The 23,393-nt window shown below is 75.5% G+C and carries 25 protein-coding genes; 16 read left to right on the top strand and 9 right to left on the bottom strand.

What is annotated here, in order from left to right; all coding sequences use genetic code 11:
* The first annotated feature begins 59 nt into the window (after nucleotides 1-59).
* Genes FHR77_RS04080 through FHR77_RS04065 form a run of 4 tightly spaced genes read left to right on the top strand, consistent with a single transcriptional unit; the run spans nucleotide 60 to nucleotide 3,550 of the window.
* Nucleotides 60-782, top strand: coding sequence for a PspA/IM30 family protein (locus FHR77_RS04080; protein WP_167258935.1), 723 nt, complete (start codon nucleotides 60-62; stop codon nucleotides 780-782).
* Between the two features lie 10 nt (nucleotides 783-792).
* Nucleotides 793-1,926 carry a DUF418 domain-containing protein gene (locus FHR77_RS04075; RefSeq protein ID WP_167258934.1) on the top strand — a complete coding sequence of 378 codons (1,134 nt, stop codon included), beginning with the start codon at nucleotides 793-795 and terminating at the stop codon, nucleotides 1,924-1,926.
* 5 nt (nucleotides 1,927-1,931) lie between these two features.
* Nucleotides 1,932-2,756 carry an arginase family protein gene (locus tag FHR77_RS04070; protein WP_341777215.1) on the top strand — a complete coding sequence of 275 codons (825 nt, stop codon included), beginning with the start codon at nucleotides 1,932-1,934 and terminating at the stop codon, nucleotides 2,754-2,756.
* Nucleotides 2,753-3,550: a crotonase/enoyl-CoA hydratase family protein gene (locus tag FHR77_RS04065; protein ID WP_167258933.1), complete on the top strand. Its 798-nt coding sequence runs from the start codon at nucleotides 2,753-2,755 to the stop codon at nucleotides 3,548-3,550. Before FHR77_RS04070 ends, FHR77_RS04065 begins: the two co-directional genes overlap by 4 nt.
* Before the next feature lie 125 nt (nucleotides 3,551-3,675).
* Here FHR77_RS04065 and FHR77_RS04060 read toward each other — a convergent pair whose 3' ends face one another.
* Nucleotides 3,676-3,846, bottom strand: coding sequence for a CsbD family protein (locus tag FHR77_RS04060; protein ID WP_167258932.1), 171 nt, complete (start codon nucleotides 3,844-3,846; stop codon nucleotides 3,676-3,678).
* Between the two features lie 170 nt (nucleotides 3,847-4,016).
* Here FHR77_RS04060 and FHR77_RS04055 point away from each other — a divergent pair, with 170 nt between their 5' ends.
* The 3 genes from FHR77_RS04055 to FHR77_RS04045 are packed head-to-tail and all read left to right on the top strand — an operon-like array spanning nucleotide 4,017 to nucleotide 6,588.
* Nucleotides 4,017-5,417 carry a dihydrolipoyl dehydrogenase family protein gene (locus FHR77_RS04055; RefSeq protein WP_167258931.1) on the top strand — a complete coding sequence of 467 codons (1,401 nt, stop codon included), beginning with the start codon at nucleotides 4,017-4,019 and terminating at the stop codon, nucleotides 5,415-5,417.
* On the top strand, nucleotides 5,414-5,770 hold the full coding sequence (locus tag FHR77_RS04050; RefSeq protein WP_341777214.1) for a Fe-S oxidoreductase: 357 nt from the start codon (nucleotides 5,414-5,416) through the stop codon (nucleotides 5,768-5,770). The genes FHR77_RS04055 and FHR77_RS04050 overlap by 4 nt, the downstream gene beginning before the upstream one ends.
* A complete protein-coding gene (locus FHR77_RS04045; RefSeq protein ID WP_167258930.1) occupies nucleotides 5,767-6,588 on the top strand; it encodes an SDR family NAD(P)-dependent oxidoreductase in 822 nt (273 codons plus the stop codon). The genes FHR77_RS04050 and FHR77_RS04045 overlap by 4 nt, the downstream gene beginning before the upstream one ends.
* Before the next feature lie 64 nt (nucleotides 6,589-6,652).
* On the opposite strand, the gene FHR77_RS04040 is transcribed toward FHR77_RS04045, so the two are convergent.
* Both FHR77_RS04040 and FHR77_RS04035 read right to left on the bottom strand, forming a co-directional pair.
* Nucleotides 6,653-7,609, bottom strand: coding sequence for an SIP domain-containing protein (locus FHR77_RS04040; protein ID WP_167258929.1), 957 nt, complete (start codon nucleotides 7,607-7,609; stop codon nucleotides 6,653-6,655).
* Nucleotide 7,610: 1 nt separating this feature from the next.
* On the bottom strand, nucleotides 7,611-8,045 hold the full coding sequence (locus tag FHR77_RS04035; RefSeq protein WP_056053871.1) for a siderophore-interacting protein: 435 nt from the start codon (nucleotides 8,043-8,045) through the stop codon (nucleotides 7,611-7,613).
* A gap of 267 nt (nucleotides 8,046-8,312) precedes the next feature.
* Between FHR77_RS04035 and FHR77_RS04030 the strand changes: the two genes are divergently transcribed.
* The 5 genes from FHR77_RS04030 to FHR77_RS04010 all read left to right on the top strand — a co-directional run bounded on the left by FHR77_RS04030 (nucleotide 8,313) and on the right by FHR77_RS04010 (nucleotide 13,414).
* Nucleotides 8,313-9,836 (top strand): ABC transporter substrate-binding protein, encoded by a 1,524-nt coding sequence (locus tag FHR77_RS04030; RefSeq protein WP_167258928.1) that lies wholly within the window; start codon nucleotides 8,313-8,315, stop codon nucleotides 9,834-9,836.
* The gene (locus FHR77_RS04025) at nucleotides 9,833-10,786 is read left to right on the top strand and encodes an ABC transporter permease subunit (protein WP_167258927.1); all 954 of its coding nucleotides are present in this window, start codon (nucleotides 9,833-9,835) and stop codon (nucleotides 10,784-10,786) included. Before FHR77_RS04030 ends, FHR77_RS04025 begins: the two co-directional genes overlap by 4 nt.
* Nucleotides 10,783-11,751 carry an ABC transporter permease subunit gene (locus FHR77_RS04020; protein WP_167258926.1) on the top strand — a complete coding sequence of 323 codons (969 nt, stop codon included), beginning with the start codon at nucleotides 10,783-10,785 and terminating at the stop codon, nucleotides 11,749-11,751. Before FHR77_RS04025 ends, FHR77_RS04020 begins: the two co-directional genes overlap by 4 nt.
* On the top strand, nucleotides 11,748-12,527 hold the full coding sequence (locus tag FHR77_RS04015; RefSeq protein WP_167258925.1) for an ATP-binding cassette domain-containing protein: 780 nt from the start codon (nucleotides 11,748-11,750) through the stop codon (nucleotides 12,525-12,527). Before FHR77_RS04020 ends, FHR77_RS04015 begins: the two co-directional genes overlap by 4 nt.
* 149 nt (nucleotides 12,528-12,676) lie before the next feature.
* Nucleotides 12,677-13,414 carry an ABC transporter ATP-binding protein gene (locus tag FHR77_RS04010; RefSeq protein WP_167259447.1) on the top strand — a complete coding sequence of 246 codons (738 nt, stop codon included), beginning with the start codon at nucleotides 12,677-12,679 and terminating at the stop codon, nucleotides 13,412-13,414.
* A gap of 85 nt (nucleotides 13,415-13,499) precedes the next feature.
* Here FHR77_RS04010 and FHR77_RS04005 read toward each other — a convergent pair whose 3' ends face one another.
* The gene (locus tag FHR77_RS04005) at nucleotides 13,500-14,936 is read right to left on the bottom strand and encodes an amidase (protein ID WP_167258924.1); all 1,437 of its coding nucleotides are present in this window, start codon (nucleotides 14,934-14,936) and stop codon (nucleotides 13,500-13,502) included.
* A gap of 168 nt (nucleotides 14,937-15,104) precedes the next feature.
* Between FHR77_RS04005 and FHR77_RS16340 the strand changes: the two genes are divergently transcribed.
* From FHR77_RS16340 to FHR77_RS16570, 4 genes are all read left to right on the top strand, one after another.
* On the top strand, nucleotides 15,105-16,217 hold the full coding sequence (locus FHR77_RS16340) for a hypothetical protein (RefSeq protein WP_167258923.1): 1,113 nt from the start codon (nucleotides 15,105-15,107) through the stop codon (nucleotides 16,215-16,217).
* Between the two features lie 153 nt (nucleotides 16,218-16,370).
* Nucleotides 16,371-18,449, top strand: a complete 2,079-nt coding sequence (locus FHR77_RS15890) for a hypothetical protein (protein ID WP_243861363.1) — start codon at nucleotides 16,371-16,373, stop codon at nucleotides 18,447-18,449.
* A gap of 175 nt (nucleotides 18,450-18,624) precedes the next feature.
* Nucleotides 18,625-18,963 (top strand): DMT family transporter, encoded by a 339-nt coding sequence (locus FHR77_RS03990; protein ID WP_167258922.1) that lies wholly within the window; start codon nucleotides 18,625-18,627, stop codon nucleotides 18,961-18,963.
* Complete coding sequence (locus tag FHR77_RS16570; RefSeq protein WP_167258921.1) at nucleotides 18,960-19,565, top strand: TetR/AcrR family transcriptional regulator; 606 nt, start codon at nucleotides 18,960-18,962, stop codon at nucleotides 19,563-19,565. Before FHR77_RS03990 ends, FHR77_RS16570 begins: the two co-directional genes overlap by 4 nt.
* 235 nt (nucleotides 19,566-19,800) lie before the next feature.
* On the opposite strand, the gene FHR77_RS03980 is transcribed toward FHR77_RS16570, so the two are convergent.
* The 5 genes from FHR77_RS03980 to FHR77_RS03960 all read right to left on the bottom strand — a co-directional run bounded on the left by FHR77_RS03980 (nucleotide 19,801) and on the right by FHR77_RS03960 (nucleotide 23,309).
* A complete protein-coding gene (locus tag FHR77_RS03980) occupies nucleotides 19,801-20,397 on the bottom strand; it encodes a GNAT family N-acetyltransferase (protein WP_167258920.1) in 597 nt (198 codons plus the stop codon).
* Between the two features lie 46 nt (nucleotides 20,398-20,443).
* Nucleotides 20,444-21,142 (bottom strand): uracil-DNA glycosylase, encoded by a 699-nt coding sequence (locus FHR77_RS03975; protein WP_167258919.1) that lies wholly within the window; start codon nucleotides 21,140-21,142, stop codon nucleotides 20,444-20,446.
* Entirely contained in the window at nucleotides 21,139-21,882 is a 744-nt protein-coding gene (locus tag FHR77_RS03970; RefSeq protein WP_082514310.1) for a Type 1 glutamine amidotransferase-like domain-containing protein, read from the bottom strand. The genes FHR77_RS03975 and FHR77_RS03970 overlap by 4 nt, the downstream gene beginning before the upstream one ends.
* Nucleotides 21,879-22,487, bottom strand: a complete 609-nt coding sequence (locus FHR77_RS03965) for a phosphoribosyltransferase (RefSeq protein ID WP_167258918.1) — start codon at nucleotides 22,485-22,487, stop codon at nucleotides 21,879-21,881. The genes FHR77_RS03970 and FHR77_RS03965 overlap by 4 nt, the downstream gene beginning before the upstream one ends.
* 69 nt (nucleotides 22,488-22,556) lie before the next feature.
* The gene (locus tag FHR77_RS03960) at nucleotides 22,557-23,309 is read right to left on the bottom strand and encodes a YqjF family protein (RefSeq protein WP_167258917.1); all 753 of its coding nucleotides are present in this window, start codon (nucleotides 23,307-23,309) and stop codon (nucleotides 22,557-22,559) included.
* Nucleotides 23,310-23,393: the final 84 nt, after the last annotated feature.

Genomic DNA, 23,393 nt, shown 5'->3' with positions numbered 1-23,393 from the left:
CGGCCCCGGCCGGCACCAGACCCACCCACCCCCACGACCACCACCGGAAGGACCACCCCATGACGAAGCAGTCGATCTTCGGGCGCATCGCCCAGCTGACCCGCGCCAACATCAACGCCCTCCTCGACCAGGCCGAGGACCCGCAGAAGATGCTCGACCAGATGGTGCGCGACTTCACCGAGAGCATCCGCGAGGCCGAGGCCGCCGTCGCGCAGACCATCGGCGACCTGCGCCTGCTCGAGCAGGACCACGCCGAGGACGTCGCCGCGGCCGCCGACTGGGAGCGCAAGGCGGTCGCCGCCAGCACCAAGGCCGACCAGCTGCGCAGCTCGGGCTCGACGGCCGACGCCGACAAGTTCGACGCCCTGGCCAAGGTCGCCCTCGGCCGTCAGATCGCCTCCGAGAAGGAGGCGCGCGACGCCGAGCCCACGATCGCCTCGCAGACCGAGGTCGTCGACAAGCTCAAGGCCGGCCTCACCTCGATGCGGGCGAAGCTCGAGCAGCTGAACTCGAAGCGCAACGAGCTCGTCGCACGGTCGCGCACCGCCGCCGCCCAGTCGAAGGTCGCCGACGCGATCGGCAGCATCGACGTGCTCGACCCCACCAGCGAGATCAGCCGCTTCGAGGACAAGATCCGTCGCGAGGAGGCGCGGGTGCTGGGCCAGCAGGAGCTCGCCGCCTCGAGCCTGGACGCCCAGTTCGAGAGCCTCGACGACCTCGACCAGCAGACCGAGGTCGAGGCGCGCCTCGCCGCCCTCAAGCTCGGCGCCCTCGACGAGTGAGCACGGCCCAGTGACCACCGCGCCCGGCTCCCCCTGGCCCGCTCCGCCCGTCGTCGAGCCCCGCTCGGACGGCACGGGGCACCGTGCCGCCCGGGGAGCCGGGCGCTCCCGCGTGGTCGGCGTCGACGTCGCCCGCGGGCTCGCCGTGCTCGGCATGTTCGCGGCCCACATGTGGCCGCGCGTCGACCTCGACGAGCGGGTCTTCGACGGCCGCTCGGCCATCCTCTTCGCCACCCTGGCGGGCGTCTCGCTCGGGCTGATGTCGGGCGGTGCCGCGCCCACGCCGCGGGGCCGGCGCGCCCGCGTCGTCGGGTCGATCGCGATCCGGGCCGGGATCCTCATCGCCCTGGGGCTGCTGCTGCAGGCCTGGAACGGCTACGTGCTGGTGATCCTCCCCTACTACGGCGTGATGTTCCTCCTCCTGCTCGTCGTGCTCTTCGCCCCGCCCGGGGTGCTGCTCGTGATCGCCGCGGTCGTGGCGGTCGGCGCGCCCGCCCTCGCGACGCTCGTGCCCCAGGACGCCTACGGCGACTCCAGCCTCCCCGGTGCCGCGGGCGTGGCCACCGACGCCCTGCTCGTCGGGGCCTACCCCGCCCTCGTCTGGCTGCCCTTCCTGCTCGTGGGCCTCGTCGCCGCCCGGAGCGACCTCCGGAGCCGCGGCACGCAGCTCGCCATGCTCGGCACCGGCACGGTCGCGGCGCTCGTCGGCTACACCGTGCGGTTCCTGCCCGGTGCGGCCGCGGTGCCGGCGTTCGACCCCGCCGACCACGAGGGCATGCCGGCGGAGATCGTCGGCAGCGGCGGCGTCGCGATCGCGGTCATCGGGCTGCTGCTGCTGGTCACCAGCCCCGACCGGGCCTGGGGCCGTGGCGTGGCCACGGCGCTCCGTCCCCTGTCGGCCACGGGGGCCCAGCCGCTCACGGTCTACTCCGCGCACCTGCTGCTCACGGCGCCGCTCTTCTTCGCCTACCGCGCCGAGGGCGGGTCGTACGGGCTGCCCCTCTGGCAGCTCGCGGTGGCGGTCGTGGCCACGCTGACGTACGCCGTGCTCTGGCAGCGCTTCGTCGGCCGGGGGCCGCTCGAACGGGCCGTCGGCCGACTCAGCTCGCCCTGGTCGCGCGGGCCGCGCGCTGTGACAGACTGACGCCCGTGAGGTTCGTCGTGGTCCCCCAGTGGCAGGGCTCGCCGTCGTCGCGGGCCATGAGGCTCGCCGACGGCGCCTACGCCGTGCTGGCCGACCTCCCCCCGAGCGCCACCGCCCTCGTCGAGGTGCCCGTGGGCGCCGGCGACTCACTGGGCACGGGTGTGCACCGGCTGTCGTCCGTGCTCGCCGCCGCCGAGGCCGTCGCCGACGAGCTGCGGAGCGACGACTCCCCCGCCCTGGTGGTCGGCGGCGACTGCGGCGTCGAGCTGGCGGCCGTCCGGCACGCCGTCACCCTGCAGACGGCCGTCGTGTGGTTCGACGCCCACCCCGACCTGCACAGCCCGCGCAGCAGCGAGAGCGGGGCCTTCAGCGGCATGGTGCTCCGCACGCTGATCGACGGCGGCGACGACCTCCCCGCCTTCTCCTCCGGGCCGGCGCCCGAGTCCCTCGACGCGTCGCGCGTCGTCCTCGCCGGCGTCCGCTCGATCGACGACGCCGAGGACGTCCACCTCGAGAGCCGCCACATCCGTTCCGTGTCGTCGCTCGACCTCTCCCCGCAGGACGTCGTGGACGCCGTCGCCGAGACGGGCGCCACCGAGGTCTACCTCCACGTCGACCTCGACGTGCTCGACCCCTCGGCCCTCACCGGGCTGCTCGACCCCCAGCCGTTCGGCCTCGAGCCGAGCGTGCTGATCGAGACGCTGACCGCCCTGAAGCAGCGCTTCACCCTCGTCGGCGCGGGCCTGTGCGGCTTCGCGCCCGTCGACGCCACCCACGCGTCCGACGACATGGGCACCATCCTCCGCGTCGTCGGGGCGCTGTCGCGATGAGCGACGGGGGCGAGCGGCCGCGGGTCAGCGTCGTCCGCGACGGCCACGTGCTGCTGATCGGCCTCGACCGCCCCGAGAAGCGCAACGCCGCCGACCTGCGCCTGCTCCGAGAGCTCAGCCTGGCCTACGGCCTGCTCGACCGTGACCCGGAGCTCAGGGTCGGCCTGCTGCACGCCCACGGCGACCACTTCACCGCGGGGCTCGACCTCGCCGACGTCGCCCCCGCCGTCGGCCCCGACGGCCTCGACGTCGTGCCCGTAGGCGGCCTGCACCCCTGGCAGGTGGAGGGCCGCCAGCTGTCGAAGCCCGTCGTCGCCGTCGTGCAGGGCACGTGCCTGACGCTCGGCGTCGAGCTCGCCCTCGCGAGCGACGTCGTCGTCGCCGCCGACGACGTGCGCTTCGGGCAGATCGAGGTGAGCCGGGCGATCCTGCCCTTCGGCGGCGCCACCGTCCGGCTGCCCCGCCGCGTGGGCTGGGGCGACGCCATGCGCTGGATGCTCACCGGCGACCTCCTCGACGCCGCCGAGGCGCTCCGCATCGGCCTCGTGCAGGAGGTCCGCCCCCGCGCGGAGGCGCTCGACCGGGGGCTCGAGCTCGCCCGGCGCGTCGCCGCCCAGGCCCCGCTCGCCGTGCAGGCGACGCTCGCGAACGCCCGGCTTGCCCTCCGCGAGGGCGACCGCGCGGCCGAGGCGCAGCTGCAGCCCGAGCTCGTGCGCCTGATGCGCACGGACGACGCCCGGATCGGTCACGAGGCGTTCCTGGCCCGCACCGACGCGGAGTTCACCGGCCGCTGACTCCCCCTCGGGAGCCCTCTCGCGGGCGCGACGGCCGCGTCAGCCCCGACGCGGCCGGGAACCCGGGAACGTCGAGGGCCCGCCTCCCCGAGGGGGAGGCGGGCCCGAGAACGAGGCGGATCGGCCTACTTGAAGACGTCCTTGACGTCCTCGCCGACCTTCTTGGCGGAGGCGCTGGTCTGGTCCTTCTGACCCTCGGCCTTGAGGCTCTCGTCGCCCTTGTGGTCTCCGAGAGCTTCCTTGGCCTTGCCGGCGATGTCCTGAGCGGCGTTCTTGATCTTGTCGTCGAGTCCCATGGTGACCTCCTCAATGAGCGCTGTCTGCGCGATGGGTCAGAAGGTACGCGTCCCGGGACGGCTGTACCCGCGCCTCCCACCTGCTGCTCAGGAACCACTCACGGAACGGACATGTCCGCGACGCGCGTCGGCTGGGTGACCACCCGGGGGCCCGGGACTAGGTTCTCCCCATGACGACTTATGACCTCATCGTGATCGGCGCCGGCGCTGTCGGCGAGAACGTGGCGGACTACGCGACCCGGAGCGGCTTGAAGGTCGCCCTCGTCGAGGCGGAGCTCGTCGGCGGCGAGTGCTCCTACTGGGCCTGCATGCCCTCGAAGGCGCTGCTGCGCTCCACCGCCGTCCTCCGGGCCGCGCGGGCCGTCGACGGGGCCGCCCAGGCCGTCACGGGAGAGGTCGACGTGGCCGCGGTGCTGCGCCGCCGCGACTCCTTCACCTCGAACTGGGACGACTCCAGCCAGGCCGAGTGGGTCGAGGGCGCCGGCATCGACCTGATCCGCGGCCACGCGACCATCACGGGGGTCAAGGAGGTCACCGTCGGCGACACCGTCTACACGGCTCGCCACGCGGTCGCCGCCGTCACCGGCTCCTCCGCGCTCCTCCCGGACGTGCCGGGGCTGGCCGAGGCCCGTCCGTGGACGAGCCGCGAGGCGACGAGCGCGAAGAGCATCCCGCAGAGCCTCGTCGTCGTCGGCGGCGGCGTCGTCGCGGCCGAGATGGCCACGGCCTACCAGCAGCTCGGCTCCACGGTCACCCTCGTCGCGCGCAGCGGCCTGCTCGGCGGGCAGGAGCCGTTCGCCGGCGAGCTCGTCGGGAAGAGCCTCCGGGCGATGGGCGTCGACGTGCGCGAGGGCACCTCGCCCGTGCAGGTCAGCCGCACCGAGCACGACACCGTCGAGGTCACGCTCGACGACGGCACCGTCGTCATCGCCGACGAGATCCTCGTGGCGACCGGGCGCGTTCCCCGCACCTCCGACCTGGGCCTCGAGTCCGTCGGGGTCGAGGCCGGCACCTGGCTCGACGTCGACGACACCCTGCTCGTCAAGGGCACCGACTGGCTCTACGGCGTCGGCGACGTCAACGGCCGGGCGCTGCTCACCCACCAGGGCAAGTACCAGGCCCGCGCCGCCGGCGAGGTCATCGCCGCCCGTGCCCTCGGGAAGGAGCTGGCGACCGAGCCCTGGGGCGCGCACGTGGCCACCGCCGACGACGCCGCCGTGCCCCAGGTCACGTTCACCGACCCCGAGGTCGCGAGCGTCGGCCTCACCGCCGACGCTGCGCAGAAGCGCGGCCTCGACGTGCGCGTCGTCGACTACGACCTCGCCGCCGTCGCGGGCTCGGCGATCCACTCCGACTCGTACGAGGGCCAGGCCCGCATCGTCGTCGACGAGGCCCGGAAGGTCATCGTCGGGGCGACCTTCGTCGGCCCCGACGTGAGCGACCTGCTGCACGCCGCCACGGTCGCCGTCGTCGGCGAGGTGCCGATCGACCGCCTCTGGCACGCCGTGCCGTCGTACCCGACGGTCAGCGAGATCTGGCTGCGCCTGCTCGACGCCTACGGTCGTCCGTGATCAACCCCCTCGTCGACTCGCCGATCTCGCGGGCGGGCTGCGCCTGGGCGACAGCGGTCGGCCTCGCCGTCGGCGTGCCGCTCAGCGTCGGCAGGGTCCGGGTGGTGGGCGACCTCATCGTCTGCCGCGGCCTGCCCCGCTGGGCGTTCAAGCGCGGCGGCACCTGCGTCGGCCGCGTGTACCTGACCCGCGACAACGACGGGCCCGCCGTGCTGCGGCACGAGGCGCGGCACGTCGCGCAGTGGAAGAAGTACGGCATGCTGATGCCGTTCCTGTACGCCCTGGCCGGCAGCGACCCGCTGACGAACAGGTTCGAGATCGAGGCCGGCCTCGAGGAAGGCAGTTACCGATGACCCGCACCGTGATCATCACCGGAGCCAGCTCCGGGATCGGCAAGGAGGCGGCGATCGCCCTGGCGAGCGGAGGGGCGGACGTGGCCGTGGTGGGCCGCAACGCCGAGCGCACCCAGGCCGTCGCCGACCAGGTCGGCGGCACGGCCTTCTTCGCGGACTTCGACCGGCTGGACGACGTCCGCTCGCTGGCCGACCGCCTCCTCGACCGCTACCCGACGATCGACGTCCTCGCGAACAACGCGGGCGGCCTGGTGAGCGACCACGAGCTGACGAGCGACGGCCACGAACGCATCCTGCAGTCGAACCACCTCGCGCCCTTCCTGCTGACGCGCCTCCTGCTGCCTCGGCTGCAGGAGAGCGGCGGCCGGGTCGTGTCGACCGCCAGCGTCGCGAACATGTTCGGCCACGTGCGCCTCGACGACCTGAACTGGACGAAACGCCCCTGGCTCGGCGGCTGGCGCCAGTACGGCACGAGCAAGATCGAGACCATCCTCTTCGTGCGGGAGCTCGCCCGTCGCACCGGCCTCGAGGCGTTCTCGTTCCACCCGGGGATCGTCAAGACCGGCTTCGGCCAGACGTCGCCGATGTGGCGCATGGCCAACGTGCTGAGCAACGGCAACTACGGCATCTCGGCCAAGGCCGGGGCCCTGCCGCTCATCCAGCTCGCCGGGCCGAGCACGATCGGCGTGCCGAGCGGCACCTACTTCGACCAGCTCAAGCCGAACGGCCTGCACACGCGCCAGGCTAAGGACGACCTGCTGGCCGAGGCCCTGTGGGACCGCACGTCGTCGATCGTCGGGCTGCCCTCCGAGGTCTGACCGGTCGCCCCGCCAGGCCCGCCCGCCCGGGGCGGCCTCACGGTGACGGCGGGGCCGGGGGCTGCTAGCCCTCGGCCTTGCCCAATCGCCAGTAGCCCATGAACGCGACCTGCCGGCGGTCCACGCCGACCTCGCTGACGAGGAAGCGTCGGAGGGCCTTGATCGCCCCGGCCTCCCCGGCGAGCCACGCGTAGAGGTCGCCGTCGAGCGATGCGCCGTGCGGCGCGTGGCCCTGCGGGACGTCCCAGAGCACGTCGTGCTCGATGTCGACCTCCTCGACGGGAACGCCGTGGTGGCGGGCCGTGACGTACCGGGCCGTCCAGCCGCGCACCGCCTCCACCAGGCGACCGCCGTGGCCCTCGTGGGCCGCCGTGCCGGCGTGGCCCTCGCGGGGCAGCCAGTGCACGTCGACGCCGGCCGGCGCGACGAGGGGCAGCGCGTCGGCGGCCGTCGGCACCTCGACGAACACGCAGCCGCGGGCGTCCGCCGGCAGCTGCTCGACGATGGAGCAGATGGCGGGGGCCGCGGTCTCGTCGCCCGCGATCATGACGGTGCGGGCCTCCCCCGGCGACCACTCGACGCCGCTGCCGTGCACGCCGCTCGTCGCGTCGGGGCCGACCAGCATCGCCTCGTCGCCGACGGCCACGGTGCTGAGCCAGGTGCCCGCCGGGCCGCCGTCGTCGTGCACGACGAAGTCGACGTCGACCTCGCGGGCCTCGGGGCGGACGGCCCGGGCCGTGTAGGTGCGGAAGGGGTTCTGCCGGTGGGCCGGCAGGGCACGCCAGGCGCCCCACCAGTCGTCGACCGGGAAGTCGTCGAAGCCGGTGCCCGGCAGGGGCAGCACGACCTTGATGCGCTGGTCGAGGCCGTCCGTGCCGAAGTCGGCCAGGTCGGGCGCCGTGAAGGTGAGGCGCGTGAACGACGGGCTGAGGCTCGTGACCGCCGCGACGCGGACCCGGTAGGGACGGTGCGCGGGGCGCGCGACGGGGGCGGCCGACGGGGCCGTGGCGGCGAGGCTCACGTCAGAGCGTCGCGGCGGCGCCGTGGTCGGCCGCGTGCACGGCACGCAGGTCGTGGCGGAGGTCGTAGGCGAAGGAGGCGGGGCCCCCGATCCAGATGAGGTGCTCGCCGGCCGCGAGGTCGGCGGCGTCGACGTACATCTCGGCGAGCCAGGCACGGACGGCCCGGTCGAGCGCCTCGCCGGGGGCGCAGGAGCGACCCGAGCCGGGGGCGCCGGAGCGGCGGTCACGGGCCAGCCAGGTCACGGTGACGCGGCCGGGCGACGCCAGCTCCTCGACCTCGGCGGCGGAGCCGACCTCGACGAACACCTGGCCACGGGCGCAGATCGGCAGGCTGGCGAGCATCTCGCGGAGGGCGGGGAGCGAGGAGGCGTCGCCGGCGAAGAGGACGCGGATCGCGTCGTGCGGCAGCGGCGGGTTCGGGTCGTCGAAGAACATGTCCCCTTCAATATAGGTGAGGCTCACCTAAGCCGCCACTCCCCGCGGACACCCGCGGCGGGTTCCCAGGGGTGTAGTAGATTCGCGGGAGCCCTCGGTCCAGCAGCGACCCGGGGGCAGAGGGGCGGCGCCCGTCCAGCAGCGACGGAGCGCCAGCCGAGATCCATCGTCCGGCAGCGACGGAGGACGTCCTGCACCCGGGGTGCGCAGGTCGCGACGAGCGACGGCGCGCCGATCCGCACCGCTCCGAAAGGCCACTCCTCCCCCATGCGCTCACGCCGCCTCCTCGCCGCCGCCGCCTCCTCCGCCCTCGTCGTCGCCCTCGTGGCCGGCTGCACCTCGGGAGGCTCCGACGGCTCCGGCTCGCCCGACGCCGACGCCACCGTGACGGTCGGCCTCGTGCTCGAGCCGAGCGACCTCGACATCCGCCACACCGACGGCGTCGCGCTCGACCAGGTCCTGATCGACAACGTCTACCAGGGCCTCGTCGGCCGCACCGAGGAGAACGACGTCGTCGACGTGCTCGCCTCGGAGCACACGATCAGCGACGACGGCCTCACGTACACGTTCACCCTGCACGACGGCGTGGCCTTCCACGACGGCGCGGCCATGACCGCGTCCGACGTGGTCTGGTCGCTCGAGCAGGTGCGCACCGACGAGACGCTGGCCGGGCACGCCGACCTGGCCGCCGTGTCGTCGGTCTCGGCCCCCGCCGACGACACCGTCGTGCTCACCCTGGCGCGCCCCGACTCGGCGCTGCTCTTCGCCCTGACCGGCCGCGCGGGCCTCGTGCTCGAGCAGGCCGCCACGAACGACCCGTCGACCACCGCGAACGGCACGGGCCCCTACACGGTCGCCAGCTGGACGCAGGGCGACAACCTCCGCCTCGAGCGCGCCGACGGCTACTGGGGCACCCCGGCGGGCGTCGAGGCCGTGGTGTTCCGCTACGTGACCGACCCGTCGGCCGCGATCAACGCCACGCTCTCGGGCGACCTCGACGTGCAGACCGCCGTCGACGCCACCCTCTCGTCGCAGCTCGAGGGCGTCGACGGCGTCAGCCTCGAGCAGGGGAAGACGACCGACAAGTACACCCTCGCCTTCAACAACGCCGTCGAGCCGTTCACCGACGTGCGGGTGCGCAAGGCGATCCGCATGGCGATCGACAACGACGCGATCATCACCGCGGTCGGCGGCTCGGCCGTCGACCAGGGCGGGCCGATCCCCGAGCTCGACCCGGGCTACGCCGACCTGACGTCGGTCGACGCCTACGACCCCGACGCGGCGGAGGCGCTCCTCGCCGAGGCCGGCCACGCCGACGGTCTCGACCTGACGCTCGAGTACGCGAACTTCTACCCGGCCGCGATCGGCGACGTGCTGACCACGCAGCTGGCCGCCGTCGGCATCACCCTGACGGTCGAGCAGGTCGACTTCACCACCTGGCTCGACGACGTCTACACGGCGCCCGCCGACGGCGGCCCGCGCGACTTCCAGCTGAGCATGGTCGACCACGCCGAGACGCACGACTTCGGCAACTGGGCCGACCCCGACTACTACTGGGGCTACGACAGCGCCCCGGTGCAGGCGCTCTGGGAGCAGTCGCTGGCCGCCACCGACCCGGCCGTCGCCGCGCAGGCCCTGAGCGACGCCGCGGCGATCGTCTCGGAGGACGCCCCGGCCGAGTGGCTCTACACCTCCACGACGCTGACGGCGATCCGCGACGGGGTCACCGGCTTCCCGACCACGTCGACCAGCACCCGCCTCGACCTCTCCGAGCTGGCCACGACCGAGTGACGAGGTTCCTGCTCGGCCGGGTCGCGCTCTTCGCGCTGGGCCTCGCCGTCGCCAGCGTGCTGATCTTCGTCACCCTGCGCCTCCTGCCGGGCGACGTGGCGCAGTCGATCGCGGGCACGACCGGCAGCCCCGCGCAGGTGGCCGCGATCCGCGCCTCCCTCGGCCTCGACCAGCCCGTCGTCGTCCAGTACCTCGACTGGGCCGGCGGCCTGCTGCGCCTCGACCTCGGGGAGTCGCTCGTGACGGGCACCCCGGTCGCCGACGAGGTCGCGGAGAAGCTGGGCGTGACCCTGCCCCTCGCGGGGATGTCGCTCGTCGTCGGGCTGGCCGTCGGCGTGCCCCTCGGGGTCGTGGCCGCGATCCGCCACCACCGCGCGTCGGGCGCCGTGCTCGCGGTCGTCGCGCAGCTGCTCGCCGCGGTGCCGGTGGTCTGGGCGGGCATGCTCCTCATCGCGCTCTTCGGGGTGACCCTGAAGGTGCTGCCGACCCAGGGGTTCCCGGTCGACGGCTGGGAGGAGCCCGGCCGGGCCCTGCGCTCGCTCGTGCTGCCGGCCGTCACGATCGGCCTCGTCGAGGGCGCCGTGCTGTTCCGCTTCACCCGCTCCGCCGTCGTCGGCGCCCTCGACGAGGACTACGTGCGCGCGGCGGCCGCCAAGGGCATGACCACCACGCGGGCCCTGCTCCGCCACGGGCTGCCGAACGTGCTGCTCAGCGTCGTCAGCGTGCTCGGCCTCCAGGTCGCGGGCCTGGTCGTCGGCGCGGTCGTCGTCGAGCAGCTCTTCTCCCTGCCCGGCCTCGGCCGCATGCTGGTGAGCGACGTGGGCCGTCGAGACCTCACCAAGGTGCAGGGCGAGCTGATGACCCTGACGGCCCTCGTGCTGCTCGTCGGGCTCGTCGTCGACGTCGTGCACCGCCGGCTCGACCCGCGCCTCCGGGAGCAGGACGCGTGAGGCGGCGCAGCGCGCTCGGCGCCCTCCTCCGCCGCCCCGCCGGCGCCGCCGCGGCCTACTGGCTCGCCCTGCTGCTCGTCGGCGCGCTGGTGAGCCGGGTCTGGACGCCGCTCGACCCCTTCACGACCGACCCGTACTCCGCCTGGCTGCCGCCGTCGGGCGCCCACCTCTTCGGCACCGACGGCGTCGGCCGCGACATCGCGAGCTACGTCCTCGCCGCGACCGGCACGACCGTCGTCGTCGCGGTCTCGGCCGGCGTGGTCGCGGTGCTCGTCGGGCTGGCCCTGGCGGCGCTCGGCTCGCTCACCGCCCGGCCCGTCCGCGAGGCGACCGCCGTGCTGATCGACGTGCTCGTCGCCTTCCCCACGATCCTCGTGGCGATGGCCCTCGCGGCGGCGTTCGGCGGGTCGCTCGCGGTCGTCGTCGTGGCGACCGGCGTGGGCTACGGGGTCACGATCGCGCGCGTGTCGCGCGCGGACATCCGGCGCGTGGTCCGCGAGGACTACGTCACGGCGGCGCGGGCCTCCGGCGCCGGCACCGCGGCCGTCCTCCGCCGCCACGTGCTGCCGAACATCGCCCCGGTGTTCGTCGTGCAGCTGTCGCTCGCCATGGCGACCAGCGTGCTCGCGGAGGCGGGGCTCTCCTTCCTCGGCTACGGCGCCTCGGCCGAGACCGCGTCGTGGGGGCGACTCCTCGCCGACCTCCAGAAGTTCCTCGGCGTGCACCCCTGGACGGTCGTCTGGCCGGGGCTCGCGATCACGCTCACCGTGCTAGCCCTCAACCTGCTCGGCGACGCCGTCCGCGACGCGGCCGACCCGCGCCTCCGCGACCGGACCGCCGGCACGGAGGGCACGGGCGGCACGGGCGGCACGGCCGGGGCGGGCCGCTCAGGCCGCCGTCACCCGTCCTACCCGTCCGACCCCGCCGACCCCGCCCGCTCCCCCGCCCCGGAGGTGACCTCGTGACGCTCGAGATCGACCACCTGACCGTGACCATCGGCGACCGGGCCGTCGTCGACGACCTCTCCCTCCGGCTCGACGACGGCGCGCGGCTCGGGCTGATCGGCGAGTCCGGGTCGGGCAAGTCGCTGACCACCCTCGCCGTGCTGGGCCTGCTGCCCCGCACCGCGCGCGTGGCCGGCAGCGTGCGCCTCGACGGGCGCGAGCTGCTCGGTCTGCCCGAGCGCGAGCTGGCCCGCGTGCGCGGCGCCGTGGTCGGCACCGTCTTCCAGGACCCGCGCACGGCCCTCGACCCCGTCATGACCGTCGGGCGCCAGATCGCCGAGCCGCTCCGGCTGCACGGCACGGTGACCCGCCGCGAGGCCCGCCGCCGCGCCGTCGAGGCGGCCGCCGAGGTCGGGCTGCCCGAGCCGGACCGCATCGTCGACAGGTACCCCCACCAGCTCTCCGGTGGCCAGCGGCAGCGGGTCGTCATCGCCACGGCGCTGATCACCCGGCCGGCCGTGCTGCTCGCCGACGAGCCGACGACCGCGCTCGACGTCACGACCCAGGCCGAGGTGCTCCGGCTCTTCCGCCGCCTGGTCGACGAGCGGGGGGCGTCGCTGCTCTTCGTGACCCACGACCTCGCCGTGCTGGCGCAGGTGGCCGAGGAGGCGGTGGTCCTGTCGCAGGGGCGCGCGGTCGAGAGCGGGCCGGTCACGCGCCTCCTGCACGCCCCCGAGCACCCCGTGACGCGCGGGCTCGTGGCCGCGACCCGCGCCACCACGTGGAGGGCGTCGTGACGGGGCCGACGGGCGAGGCGGGCGGCCCGGGCACGGCGGACACCGCGGGCGCGGCGGGCAGCGCGGGTGCCGCGGGCACCGCTGGCGGCGCGGCCGAGCCGACCCCGTCGCCCCTGCTCAGCGGCCGGGGCCTCACTCGCACGTTCCGGCTGCCGCGTCGGTCGCCCTTCCAGCCCGGCCCGGTGCGGCACGCGCTCGTCGACGCCGACCTCGACGTGGGGCCGGGCGAGAGCGTCGCCCTGATCGGCGAGTCGGGCTCCGGCAAGTCGACGCTGGTGCGCCTCCTGCTGGCCCTCGACCGCCCGACGGACGGCACGGTCGCCTTCGACGGGCGCCCGGTCGAGCCCGGCCGGGCGGCACAGCTCCGCTGGTTCCGGCGGCAGACCGGCGTCGTGCTGCAGGACCCGTACAGCTCGCTCGACCCCCGCATGCGCGTCGGCGACACGGTGGCCGAGCCGCTGCGGCACCTGCACGTCGCGGGCGACCACCGCGCGCTCGTGGCCGAGGTGCTCGAGCGCGTCGGCCTCGACGCCGCCGACGCCGAGCGGTGGCCGCACGAGTTCAGCGGCGGTCAGCGCCAGCGCGTCGCGCTCGCTCGCGCCGTCGTGCACCGCCCGCGGCTGCTGGTCGGCGACGAGCCGATGAGCGCCCTCGACGTGACCGTCCGCGCGCAGATCATCGAGCTGCTGCGCGAGCTGCGCACCGACCTGGGCCTCAGCCTGCTGCTGGTCTCGCACGACATCGGCCTCGTGCAGCACCTCGCCGACCGGGTGGCCGTGCTGCGCGACGGGAGGGTCGTCGAGCAGGGCGCGACCGACGACGTGCTGCGGCGGCCGCAGCACGAGTACACGCGGTCGTTGATCGCGTCGGTGCCGACGATCGACTGAGCAGCGCGGCGCAGCGCGGTCGAGGTGACCCGACGGGGGGCCTCGACGTGCTCGAGGGCCCGGGACGGGTCACCTCGTGCGTCGGTCACCAGACGGAGGGGTGCCTCCGCTGCCAGCGCAGCCGCCGCTCGAGCTGTGCGCCGATGCTCAGCAGCACGTCCTCCCGGCCGGGGCGCCCGATCAGCTGCACGCCCGCGGGCAGGCCGTCGACCTCGCCCACCGGCAGCGTGATCGCGGGCAGTCCCGCCACGTTGACGAAGGAGGTGAAGGGCGAGACGAGGCACTGCTGCTCGAACGCGCGCTCCGGGTCGTCGGCGTCGTACCAGCCGAGCGGCTGCGGCAGGAGGGCGAGCGAGGGGGTGACGACCGCGTCGAACCGGTCGAACGCCCGCACGACGCTGCGCTCGAACTCGGCGAGCCCGGCGAGGGTCGCCCCGAGCTCGCGGGCTCCGATCTCGCGGCCGCGACGCACGAGCCAGGCCGTCATCGGCTCGAGCCGGGCGAAGTCGTCGTCGGTCTCGGCCGGGATGCCCGCGGCGCCCGCCTGCCAGAGGGTGCGGAAGAGCTGGGGGTACCGCGAGGCCGGCAGCGAGGCCTCCTCGACCCCGTGGCCCATCGTCGCCAGGAGGTCGACGGCGTCGGAGAGGACCGCGAGGAGGCGCGGGTCGACCCGGACGTCGTAGGCGTCGTCCCACGGGCTGGCCGTCAGCACCCCGAGCTGGTGACGGCCCTCGCCGCGCACCGCCGACCCCAGCCAGGCGCCGTCGGGAGAGTCGGGCGCGCGCAGCGCCGTGTCGACCCGGGGCGGGCGGCCGTCGGGCGACACCATCGCGTCGAGCAGCAGGGCCGCGTCGGCCACGGTGCGGGCGATCGGGCCGCCCACCGAGAGGCCGCCGAGGCTCGAGAGGCCGGACTGCGCCGGCACGCGGCCTCGGGACGGCTTGAGGCCGACGAGCCCGTTCGCCGCGGCGGGGATGCGGATCGACCCGCCGCCGTCGCTGCCGGGCGCGAACGGCAGCAGCCCGGCGGCGACCGCGGCCGCGGCGCCGCCGCTCGACCCGCCCGCCCCGAGCTCCGCACCCGTGCCGAGCCCCCACGGGTTGCGCGTGACCGGGCCCGCGAGCGGCTCGGTGTAGCCCGTGAGGCCGTACTCGGGCGTGCTCGTCTTGCCCAGGCTCACGGCCCCGGCCTCCGACAGCACGGCGGCGATCTCGCTGTCGCGGGCCGCGGGGGTCGCCGCTGTGAGCCGCGAGCCGGAGCGGGTGGGCACCCCGGCCCGGTCGTAGAGGTCCTTGTCGGCGAGCGGCAGGCCCCAGAGCGGCGCGGCGCTCCGACCCGCCGCGGCGAGCTCGTCGGCACGGCGCCGGGCGGCCTCCGGCGTCACCGTGACGAAGGCCCGCACCTCCGGGTCGAGCCGCTCGATCCGGGCCAGGTAGTGGTCGGCGAGCTCGCGGGGGGTGACCTCGCCGCGGCGCAGCCAGTCCCACTGCTCGTGGGCGCTGAGGTGGTGGAGTTCGAACATCGTCCCGAGCCTACGACCATGCCGCGGCGGGAATGCGGGGTACATCTGAGCATCCTTCGTTGACGAGCGGGGGACGACGGCGTAGGAATGTCGGCACGCGGGATCAACCACCCCGCGGCCGGCCCTCACCAGCCGGCGACTCGACGAAGCGACCGAAGGCGGTGCGCCGTGGATCAGACGGCCGAGACGACGACGCGGCGACCCGCCGCGCTCTCGCTCGTGCGCCTCCTGGTCCTCTCCGGCCTCCTCGCGCTGGCCTTCGTCGTCCTCGCGCTCGCCCTCGCGCCGCGCTCGGCCTCCGCCGACACCGCGTCGTCGCCCTCGCTGCTCGGCGGGACGACGCAGGCCCTCGGCAGCGTGACGGGCTCGCTCGACGCCCCCGTCGCCGCGGTCGCGCAGACGGCGGGAGGCGCGGTGGCGTCGGCGACGCAGGTCGCCACCCAGGTCACCGCGGTCGCGCCGCCGGTGCAGCGCGTCGTGCAGGCCGTCGCCCCCGTGGCGCCCCAGGTCGTGCAGCAGGTCGCGGCCGCCGCCCCCGTCAGCAGCGTCGTCGCCCCGGTGGCGCAGACCGTCGACCGCGTCGTTTCGGCCGTCCCGGTCGCGCAGGCCGTCACGGGCCCCGCCCCGGTCGCGACCGTCGTCGCTCCGGTCGCCGCCGTCGCCGACGCGGCCGTCGGCACGGTCGCCGACGCCGCGGCCGCCCCGGCTCCCGCCGACGTGCTCGCGCCGCTCGTGCCCGCCCTGCCGACCGCGCCCGCCCTGCCCGCCACGCCGGGCGCAGCCGGCACCGGCGACGCGCCCGACGCGGGCCCGACGGCGATCGCCACCGTGGGCGACCTGCTCGGCACCGGTTCCCCCGTCGCCGCCTCCCCGGCCGCTGGCCTCGCTGCGGGCGACCCGGCCGCGACGGCGTCGCTGTCGCCCGGGGCCGCCGACGTCGTCGCGGTCGACGCGGGCACCGCGCTCCGGGCCGCGATCGTGGCGGCGCAGGCAGGCGACCGCGCCTCCGCCGGTGACCCGACCCGCGCCTCCGACCTGCCCCTCTCCCCCGCTCCCGCGCCCCTCCCCGGCCCGTCGGACGACGGCCAGCCCGCCCTGCCCTCCGGCTCGGGCCAGGGCTCGCAGGGCGCCGGCGCGGGCGGCGCCGCGGGCGGCGCCGTCGTGGCCGACGCCACCCGCGCCTCCCAGCTCCCCGCCCTGACAATCACGGCGGGCTCCTCCGACGGCGACGACGACCTCCCGTCGTCGCCCGTGCACGACACCGACAGCTCCCCCGACTGAGGTCGGTCGCGTCGCTCGTGGGCTCCCGCCCACGCCGCGGGCGCTCCTGCTGAGCAGGAGCCGACCCGCCGCCGCAGGCACCGCCTGCCGAGCGACACACGCGCCCCTCGCCGCCCCGCGCGGCGCCCACACCTCACTCGTACGGAGAAGACCATGAACAAGCACGTCTCGAGAGGGCTCCTCGGAGCGCTCTTCGTCGGGGGCCTGTGCGCCCTCGGAACCACCGCCGCCCAGGCGGACACCCTCACCGGCGGAGACGACGGGCTGCTCTCGGGCACCCAGGTCGCCGCGGTGGTCGAGGCCCCGGTCTCGGCCCTCGGCACCGCCGTCAGCGTGGTCGGCGACGCGACGTCGTCGGCCCCAGCCCCGGCCGCGCCTGCCGCTGCGGCGCCTGCTGCCGCGGCCCCGGCTCCGGCTCCGGCCGCTCCCGCCGCACCCGCTGCCGCGCCGGTCACGACGACCAGCGGCGACGCCGGGCTGCTGTCGGGCACGCAGGGCATCGTGTCGGTCGACGTCCCGGTCACCGTGACCGACACGGCCGTCACCGTGGTCGGCGACGCGACGAGCGCGGCGGCACCGGCCACCGCCCCGACGGTGCCGGCGGCACCTGCCCCGGCACCCGCCTCCGCACCCGCAGCCGCACCCGCACAGACCAGTGGAGACGACTCGATCGGCGGCGGCAGCCAGGCGCTCGTCGACCTCGACCTGCCGGTCACCGTGGGCGGCACCGCTGTCTCGGTGCTCGGCGACAGCAGCAGCACCAGCGGCACGACCACGGCGCCCGCCTCGGGCCCGACGGGGTCGGCGTCGCCGGCCCCCGAGACCAGCGGTGACGACGGCGTCCTCGGCGGCACCCAGGCGCTGGTCGACCTCGACGTGCCCGTGACCGTCGGCGGCACCGCCGTCTCGGTGCTGGGCGACAGCTCGAGCACCGGCGCAGGCACGGGCAGCGGCACCGGCACGACGCCGGCGACGGGCACCGCGCCCGCCTCAGGCACGGCCTCGGGCTCGGGCTCGGGAGGAAGCACGACGAGCGGCGACGAGAGCGTCCTCGGCGGCACCCAGGTCATCCCGGTCGTCGGGCTGCCCGTGACGGTCGGCGGGACCGCGGTCTCCGTCATCGGCGACAGCAGCAGCAGCGGGACCACCACCGGCACCACGCCCAGCACGGGCACCGGCACCAGCCCCGCCACCGGCGCCGCGACCAGCGGCGACGACGGCGTCCTCGATGGCACCCAGGTGATCCCGGTCGTGGGTCTGCCCGTCACCGTCGGCGGCACGGCCGTCTCCGTCGTCGGCGACAGCAGCAGCACCGACACCACCACCGGCATCGGCACCGCCGACGGCACCACCATCGGCACCACGCCCACCACCGGCGCCGCCACCAGCGGCGACGACGGCGTCCTTGGCGGCACCCAGGTCATCCCGGTCGTCGGCCTGCCCGTGACGGTCGGCGGCACGGCCGTCTCCGTCATCGGCGACAGCAGCACCACCGACACCACCAGCGGCACCACGCCCACCACGGGCACCGGCACCACCCCCGCCACCGGCCCGGTAACCAGCGGTGACGACGGCGTCCTCGGCGGCACCCAGGTCGCCCCCGTCGTCGGCCTGCCGATCACCGTCGGCGGCGCCGCGGTCTCCTTCATCGGCGACAGCAGCAGCACCTACACCACCACCGGCACCACCACTGGCACCACGCCCACCACGGGCACCGGCCCGGTCACCAGCGGTGACGACGGCGTCCTCGGCGGCACCCAGGTCGTGCCCGTGATCGGCCTGCCGATCACCGTCGGCGGCGCCGCGGTCTCCGTCATCGGCGACAGCGACACCGACGGGGGCACGCCCGTCGTGCCCACCACCCCGGTGACGCCGACCACCCCGGTCGACCCCACCACGCCCGTCGACCCCACCACGCCGACGGACCCGACCACCCCGGTCGACCCCGGCACCCCGGTGCTGCCCACCAGCCCGGCCACGACCGACGAGCCCGTCGGCCCGGCCGTCGTGACCGCCGCCACCGGCGGTGTCACGGCCGCGGCGACCACCTCGGCGACGGGTCGTGAGGCCCTCGTGGCGACCGGCGCCTCCACCGCCACGGCCGCCGCCGCGACGTCCGCCCTCGCCTACACGGGCGACGACACGGCCGAGACGCTCGCCGGAGCCCTGCTGGCCCTGCTGGCCGGCGTCGCCCTGCTGGTCGTCACGCGTCGCCGGGAGGCCCGTCGCTGACCGGCACCCGCCGACGGCGGAGCACCGTCGCCCTCCGGGGCGGCGGTGCTCCGCCGTGCCCGCGGGGCGACAGCCGAGCCAGCGACGACTCTTTCTGGTACATTCGTCTCACTCGTGCTCCCCTGCCTGACGCACACGGCTCGGCGGGATCGTCGCACGGCTCGGAGTCACCACCATGGGCTACCTCTTCCTCTCCCTGGCCATCGTCGGCGAGGTCGTCGCCACCAGCTTCCTCAAGGTCACCAGCGGGCCCGACGCCCGGTGGTGGCAGTACGCCGTCGTCGTCGTGGGCTACGTCTTCGCCTTCGCGATGCTCTCGCAGTCGCTGGGACGGGGCGTGCCGCTCGGCATCGCCTACGCCGTCTGGGCGGGCATCGGCGTCGTGCTCGTCGCCCTGATCAGCTGGCTGGTCTTCCACGAGCCGCTGACGCTCCTGCAGCTCGGCGGCATCGTGCTCGTGATCGGCGGCGTCACCATGCTGGAGCTCGGCGGACGGCACGAGGCCGCCACGTGACCCGGACGGGCGAGCAGCGGAGCGGCACGCCCGTCGAGCCGACCCGCGACTCCCCCGGGGTCGGCTCTCGCGGAGACGCCTCCCTGACGCCGAAGGGCGAGGTGAGGAGGCGCGCCCTGCTCGCCGGGGTCCTGACCGTCCTCGAGGCCGGCGGCCCGTCCGCCGTCGCCCACCGCGCGGTCGCCACGGCGGCGGGCGTGCCGCTCGCGGCCGCGACCTACTACTTCTCGTCGCGGGACGACATGCTGCGGAGCGCGCTCCGCCACGCGACCGCGACCTGGGCCCGCTCGCTCGACGACCTCGAGCACCCCACGGTGGGCGACCTCGCCGAGCTGCTCGTGCGGTACGCCGTCGTCGAGCGAGCCGCCGCGGTCGCGCAGTACGAGATGCTGCTGCAGGCCGTCCGCGACCCGGGCCTGCGCGACGACGCCGAGGCCTGGTACTCGTCGCTCGAGCACGTGCTCGCCCGGGTCGGCGTGCCCGCCGAGCGGCTGCCGGTCGTCTCGCTCGCCGTCGACGGCCTCATCGTGCGCATGCTCTGGCGCGGCGAGCCGGGCGACGCCGCCGCCACCGAGCAGCTGCTGCGCCGCGTCGTCGCCTGACGCGCCCAGCGCTCGGCGCCCACCGCACGTCCCGCTCCGCGATGCGAGAGACATCCGTCCTCGAGCGACCAGGACGCCCCGCGTCTGCGTCCGACCCGCGCCGATCACTCTCAAATTCGAGAGCACGAGCACGAGCACGAGCACGAGCACGAGCCCGAGCACGAGCCCGACCAGAGCCCGACCCGAGCCGAGCGGCGGCAGCTCTACAACGGCAGCAGCGGCAGCCTCAGCCGCCCTACTCCCCGCGGCGCCGCTTCTTCAGCGACTTCTGCATCGTCACCGTGCCGAGCCAGCGGCCGAACTTGAAGCCGACGCGCCCCATGCGGCCGACCTCGGTGAAGCCGAGCGACTCGTGCAGCCGGATCGACGCCTCGGCGTTCTTGTCGGCGATCACGGCGACCATCTCGCGGATGCCGGCCTCGCGGCAGGCCTCGACCAGCGCCTCCAGCAGGGCCCTGCCGAGCCCCTTGCCCGTCGACGCGGCGCGGAGGTAGATCGAGCTCTCGACCGTGTACCGGTACGCGGCCTTGCCGCCCCAGGGCATCGCGGTCGCGTAGCCGAGCGCCTCGCCCGCGGGGTTCACCGCGACGAGGAACGGCATGCCGAGCTTCGCGGCCACCCCCGCCTTGCGACGCCAGTCGGCGAGGGTCATCGGCTCCTCGTCGAAGGTGACCGTCGAGTTCTGCACGTAGTGGTTGTAGATCTCGCGCACGTACGGCAGGTCGGCCGCGACGGCGGGGCGGATCTCGAAGCTGAACGCCGGCTCGGGCAGCGGGGCGGGCCGCAGCTCACGCGGCAGCCGCCGCCGGGTCTGGTATTCCTCTTCGAGCACCCGTCCACTCTGGCACGTCGCGGTCGCCCGCCGACAGGGCGGGCCGTCAGGAGGCGGCGGCCGGCTCCGTGGGCAGGGCCCAGTCGACCGGCTGCCCGCCCTGCTGCACGAGCAGCTCGTTCGTGCGGCTGAACGGCCTCGACCCGAAGAACCCGCGCGACGCGGACAGCGGGCTGGGGTGCGGCGACTGCACGGTGGGCACCTCGCCGAGCATCGGGACGAGGCCTGCCGCGTCGCGCCCCCAGAGGATGGCGACGAGCGGGCCGCCGCGGGCCGCGAGCACCTCGATGGCGCGCTGCGTGACCGGCTCCCAGCCCTTGCCGCGGTGCGACGCCGCCTCGCCGGGCCGGACGGTCAGCACCCGGTTGAGCAGCATGACGCCGTTCTCCGACCACGAGGTGAGGTCGCCGTGCTCCGGCACCGGCACGCCGAGGTCGTCGTGCAGCTCCCGGTAGATGTTGGCGAGGCTGCGGGGCACGGGCCGCACGTGCGGGTCGACCGCGAACGACAGGCCGATCGGGTGGCCGGGCGTCGGGTACGGGTCCTGCCCGACGACGAGCACGCGGACCTCGTCGAGCGGGTAGGTGAAGGCCCGGAGCACCAGCGCGCCGTCGGGCAGGTAGCCGCGCCCCGCCCGCACCTCGGCGCGGAGGTACTCGCCCATGTCGGCGACCTCGTCGGCCACCGGGTCGAGCGCCTCCGCCCAGCTCGGGTGCACGAGGTCGCGGAGGGGGTGAGCCGTCACTCGACGCCCAGGGTGCCGACCGAGACGCCGACGATCTCGCCGTCGTCGTCGGTCTGCGGCTCGACGCGCCAGACGTTGCCCGTGCCGAGCACGGCGAGCGCGCCCTCGCCGACCACGAGGGCCGTGTGCTCGTCGATGGCGACGCCGCCCCGCACGAGGCCGGCCTCCGTCGCCGCGACGAGGCGCGTGAGGGTGCCCCACTGGGCGGCGTGCACGTCGATGGCGAGGTCGACGAGCCCGAGCCCCTCGCCCAGGGTCACTTCGCCGAGGCCCTCCGCGGCGTCCTCGGGGCAGACGGCGACGTCGCCGATCAGCCAGCCGCCGAGCAGGGCCCGATCGGCGGCGATCATCGCGCCGGCGGAGAAGCCGAGGTAGGGCAGGCCGTCGGCGACGAGCAGCCGCACCTGGTCGATCAGCGGCGTGACCGACTCGAGGTAGGCGGGCGTGAGGCCGCCGGCGACGACGAGGCCGTCGACGTCGCTGAGCACCCGGGTGTCGAAGGCCGCGCCGGCCTGCACGACCGTGACGACGGCCTCGCAGCGCCCGCCGTGCGCGATGAGGGCCGGCCAGCCGGTGACGAACTCGTCGCCGGGCGACCCGTCGGCCACGACGACCAGCACGGCGACGCGGGGCACTGCGCGGCCCAGGGCGGCGCCGCGCACGGCGGCCTCGGCGACGAAGGGCTCGTAGATGTCGGGGGCGTCGGGCGACCAGCCGCCGCCGACCAGGTGGATGCTCATGCCTCGCGGCTCACCGTCGCGTCGCGGGTGACCGGGGGCAGGGCGCTCCACGGGAAGGTGATCCACTGCGCCGTGCGCTTCCAGACGAAGTCCGGCTCGAGGATGGTCTGCGGCTTGCTGTAGAGGCAGACGGTGCGGACCTCGTCGGCGACCTCGGCGAGCAGGTCGCGCACGAGCGCGAGGGTGCGGCCGGAGTCGGAGACGTCGTCGACGACGAGCACGCGCTTGCCGGCGAGCGACGGGGCGTCGAGGGTCGGGGGCAGCAGCACGGGCTCCGGCAGGCGGGCGTCGACGCCCGTGTAGAACTCGACGTTGATCGACCCGCACATCTTCGTGTCGAGGGCGTACGCGATCGAGCCGGCCAGCACGAGGCCGCCGCGCGCGACCGCCACGATCACGTCGGGCGTGAAGTCGGCCGCGACGACGTCGCGGGCCAGGTGGCGGGCGGCGTCGCCGAACTCCAGCCAGCCGAGCACCTCACGGCCGGGGGCCTCCGTCGACGACGCGGCGGGCGCCTCCTGCGCGGTCTCGTCGACCCCGGCTCCCGGCGCCCCTCCCGCGGGGGGTGCGGCGAGGTCGGTCGGGTCGTCGGGTGAGGAAACCATGCCAGCAACCGTAGTGGGCCGCGCACCCGCGCGCGACGCCCGTCGCGTGCCCTCGTCGTCGGGGCACGCTCAGGGCGCCTCCCACCGGCCTCCGGGAGGCGCGAAGACGGTGTCGACGCCGTCCGACCAGAGCAGGGAGTCGGGGGCGCGGTCGGTGACCCCGGGCAGCCCGGAGTCGGCGACGAGCTCGTCGTCGAGGTCCATCAGCTCGGCCCGTCGGAGCGGCCAGGCCCCGTGCGTGTTCGGCCAGTACCTGGTCGTCCCGCCGCGGGCGACGTGCATGCCCCAGCGTGCGGTGAGGAACTCCGCCAGCGGGTCGCCGACGACCTCCTCGTCGGTGGGGCGGACGGCGAGCCGCGTCGACGGCCGGGGCCCGGGGCCGTGACGGCGGGAGGCGTACTCGACCGTTCCGCCGATGCGGCGCCGGCTCATCGAGGCCCAGCGGTAGGGCAGGCCGAGCGCCGCGTTCGCGGTCACGACGGGCAGCAGCTTGGCGGCCTCGAGGGTGCGGAAGACCACCCCGCGGCGACCGAGGTCGTCGACCGAGTAGAGGCGCACGTTCGTCTCGAGGAAGGTGCCGAGCCACGGCACCGGCGGGAGCGGGCCGAAGGCGCTGCGCGAGAGCTCGAACGGGATGAGGCCGACCCAGGTCGACCCGTCGTGGACGTCGGGGCGCGTGCCCGGCGGCAGCAGCGGCGCCACGCGCTCGGGCTCGACGCGCCAGTGGGCGAAGGCGAGGCCGCCCCAGTGCTGGCTGATCACCGGCGCCCGCAGCAGGTCGGGGGCCACGGTGCTGACGGGGGCGGGCTCGCGAGCGGTCATGGCGCCACGATACGGACGACGCCTGGGCGGCCCCGTGGGTAGGGTCGACGCACCGGGGGCGCGGGCGGCGCCGACCACCCGTCC

The sequence above is a fragment of the Frigoribacterium endophyticum genome (assembly GCF_011759585.1).
Lineage (GTDB): Bacteria > Actinomycetota > Actinomycetes > Actinomycetales > Microbacteriaceae > Frigoribacterium > Frigoribacterium endophyticum.
The sequence above is the reverse complement of the archived record's forward strand: the minus strand, read 5'-3'. Positions and strand labels throughout refer to the sequence as shown.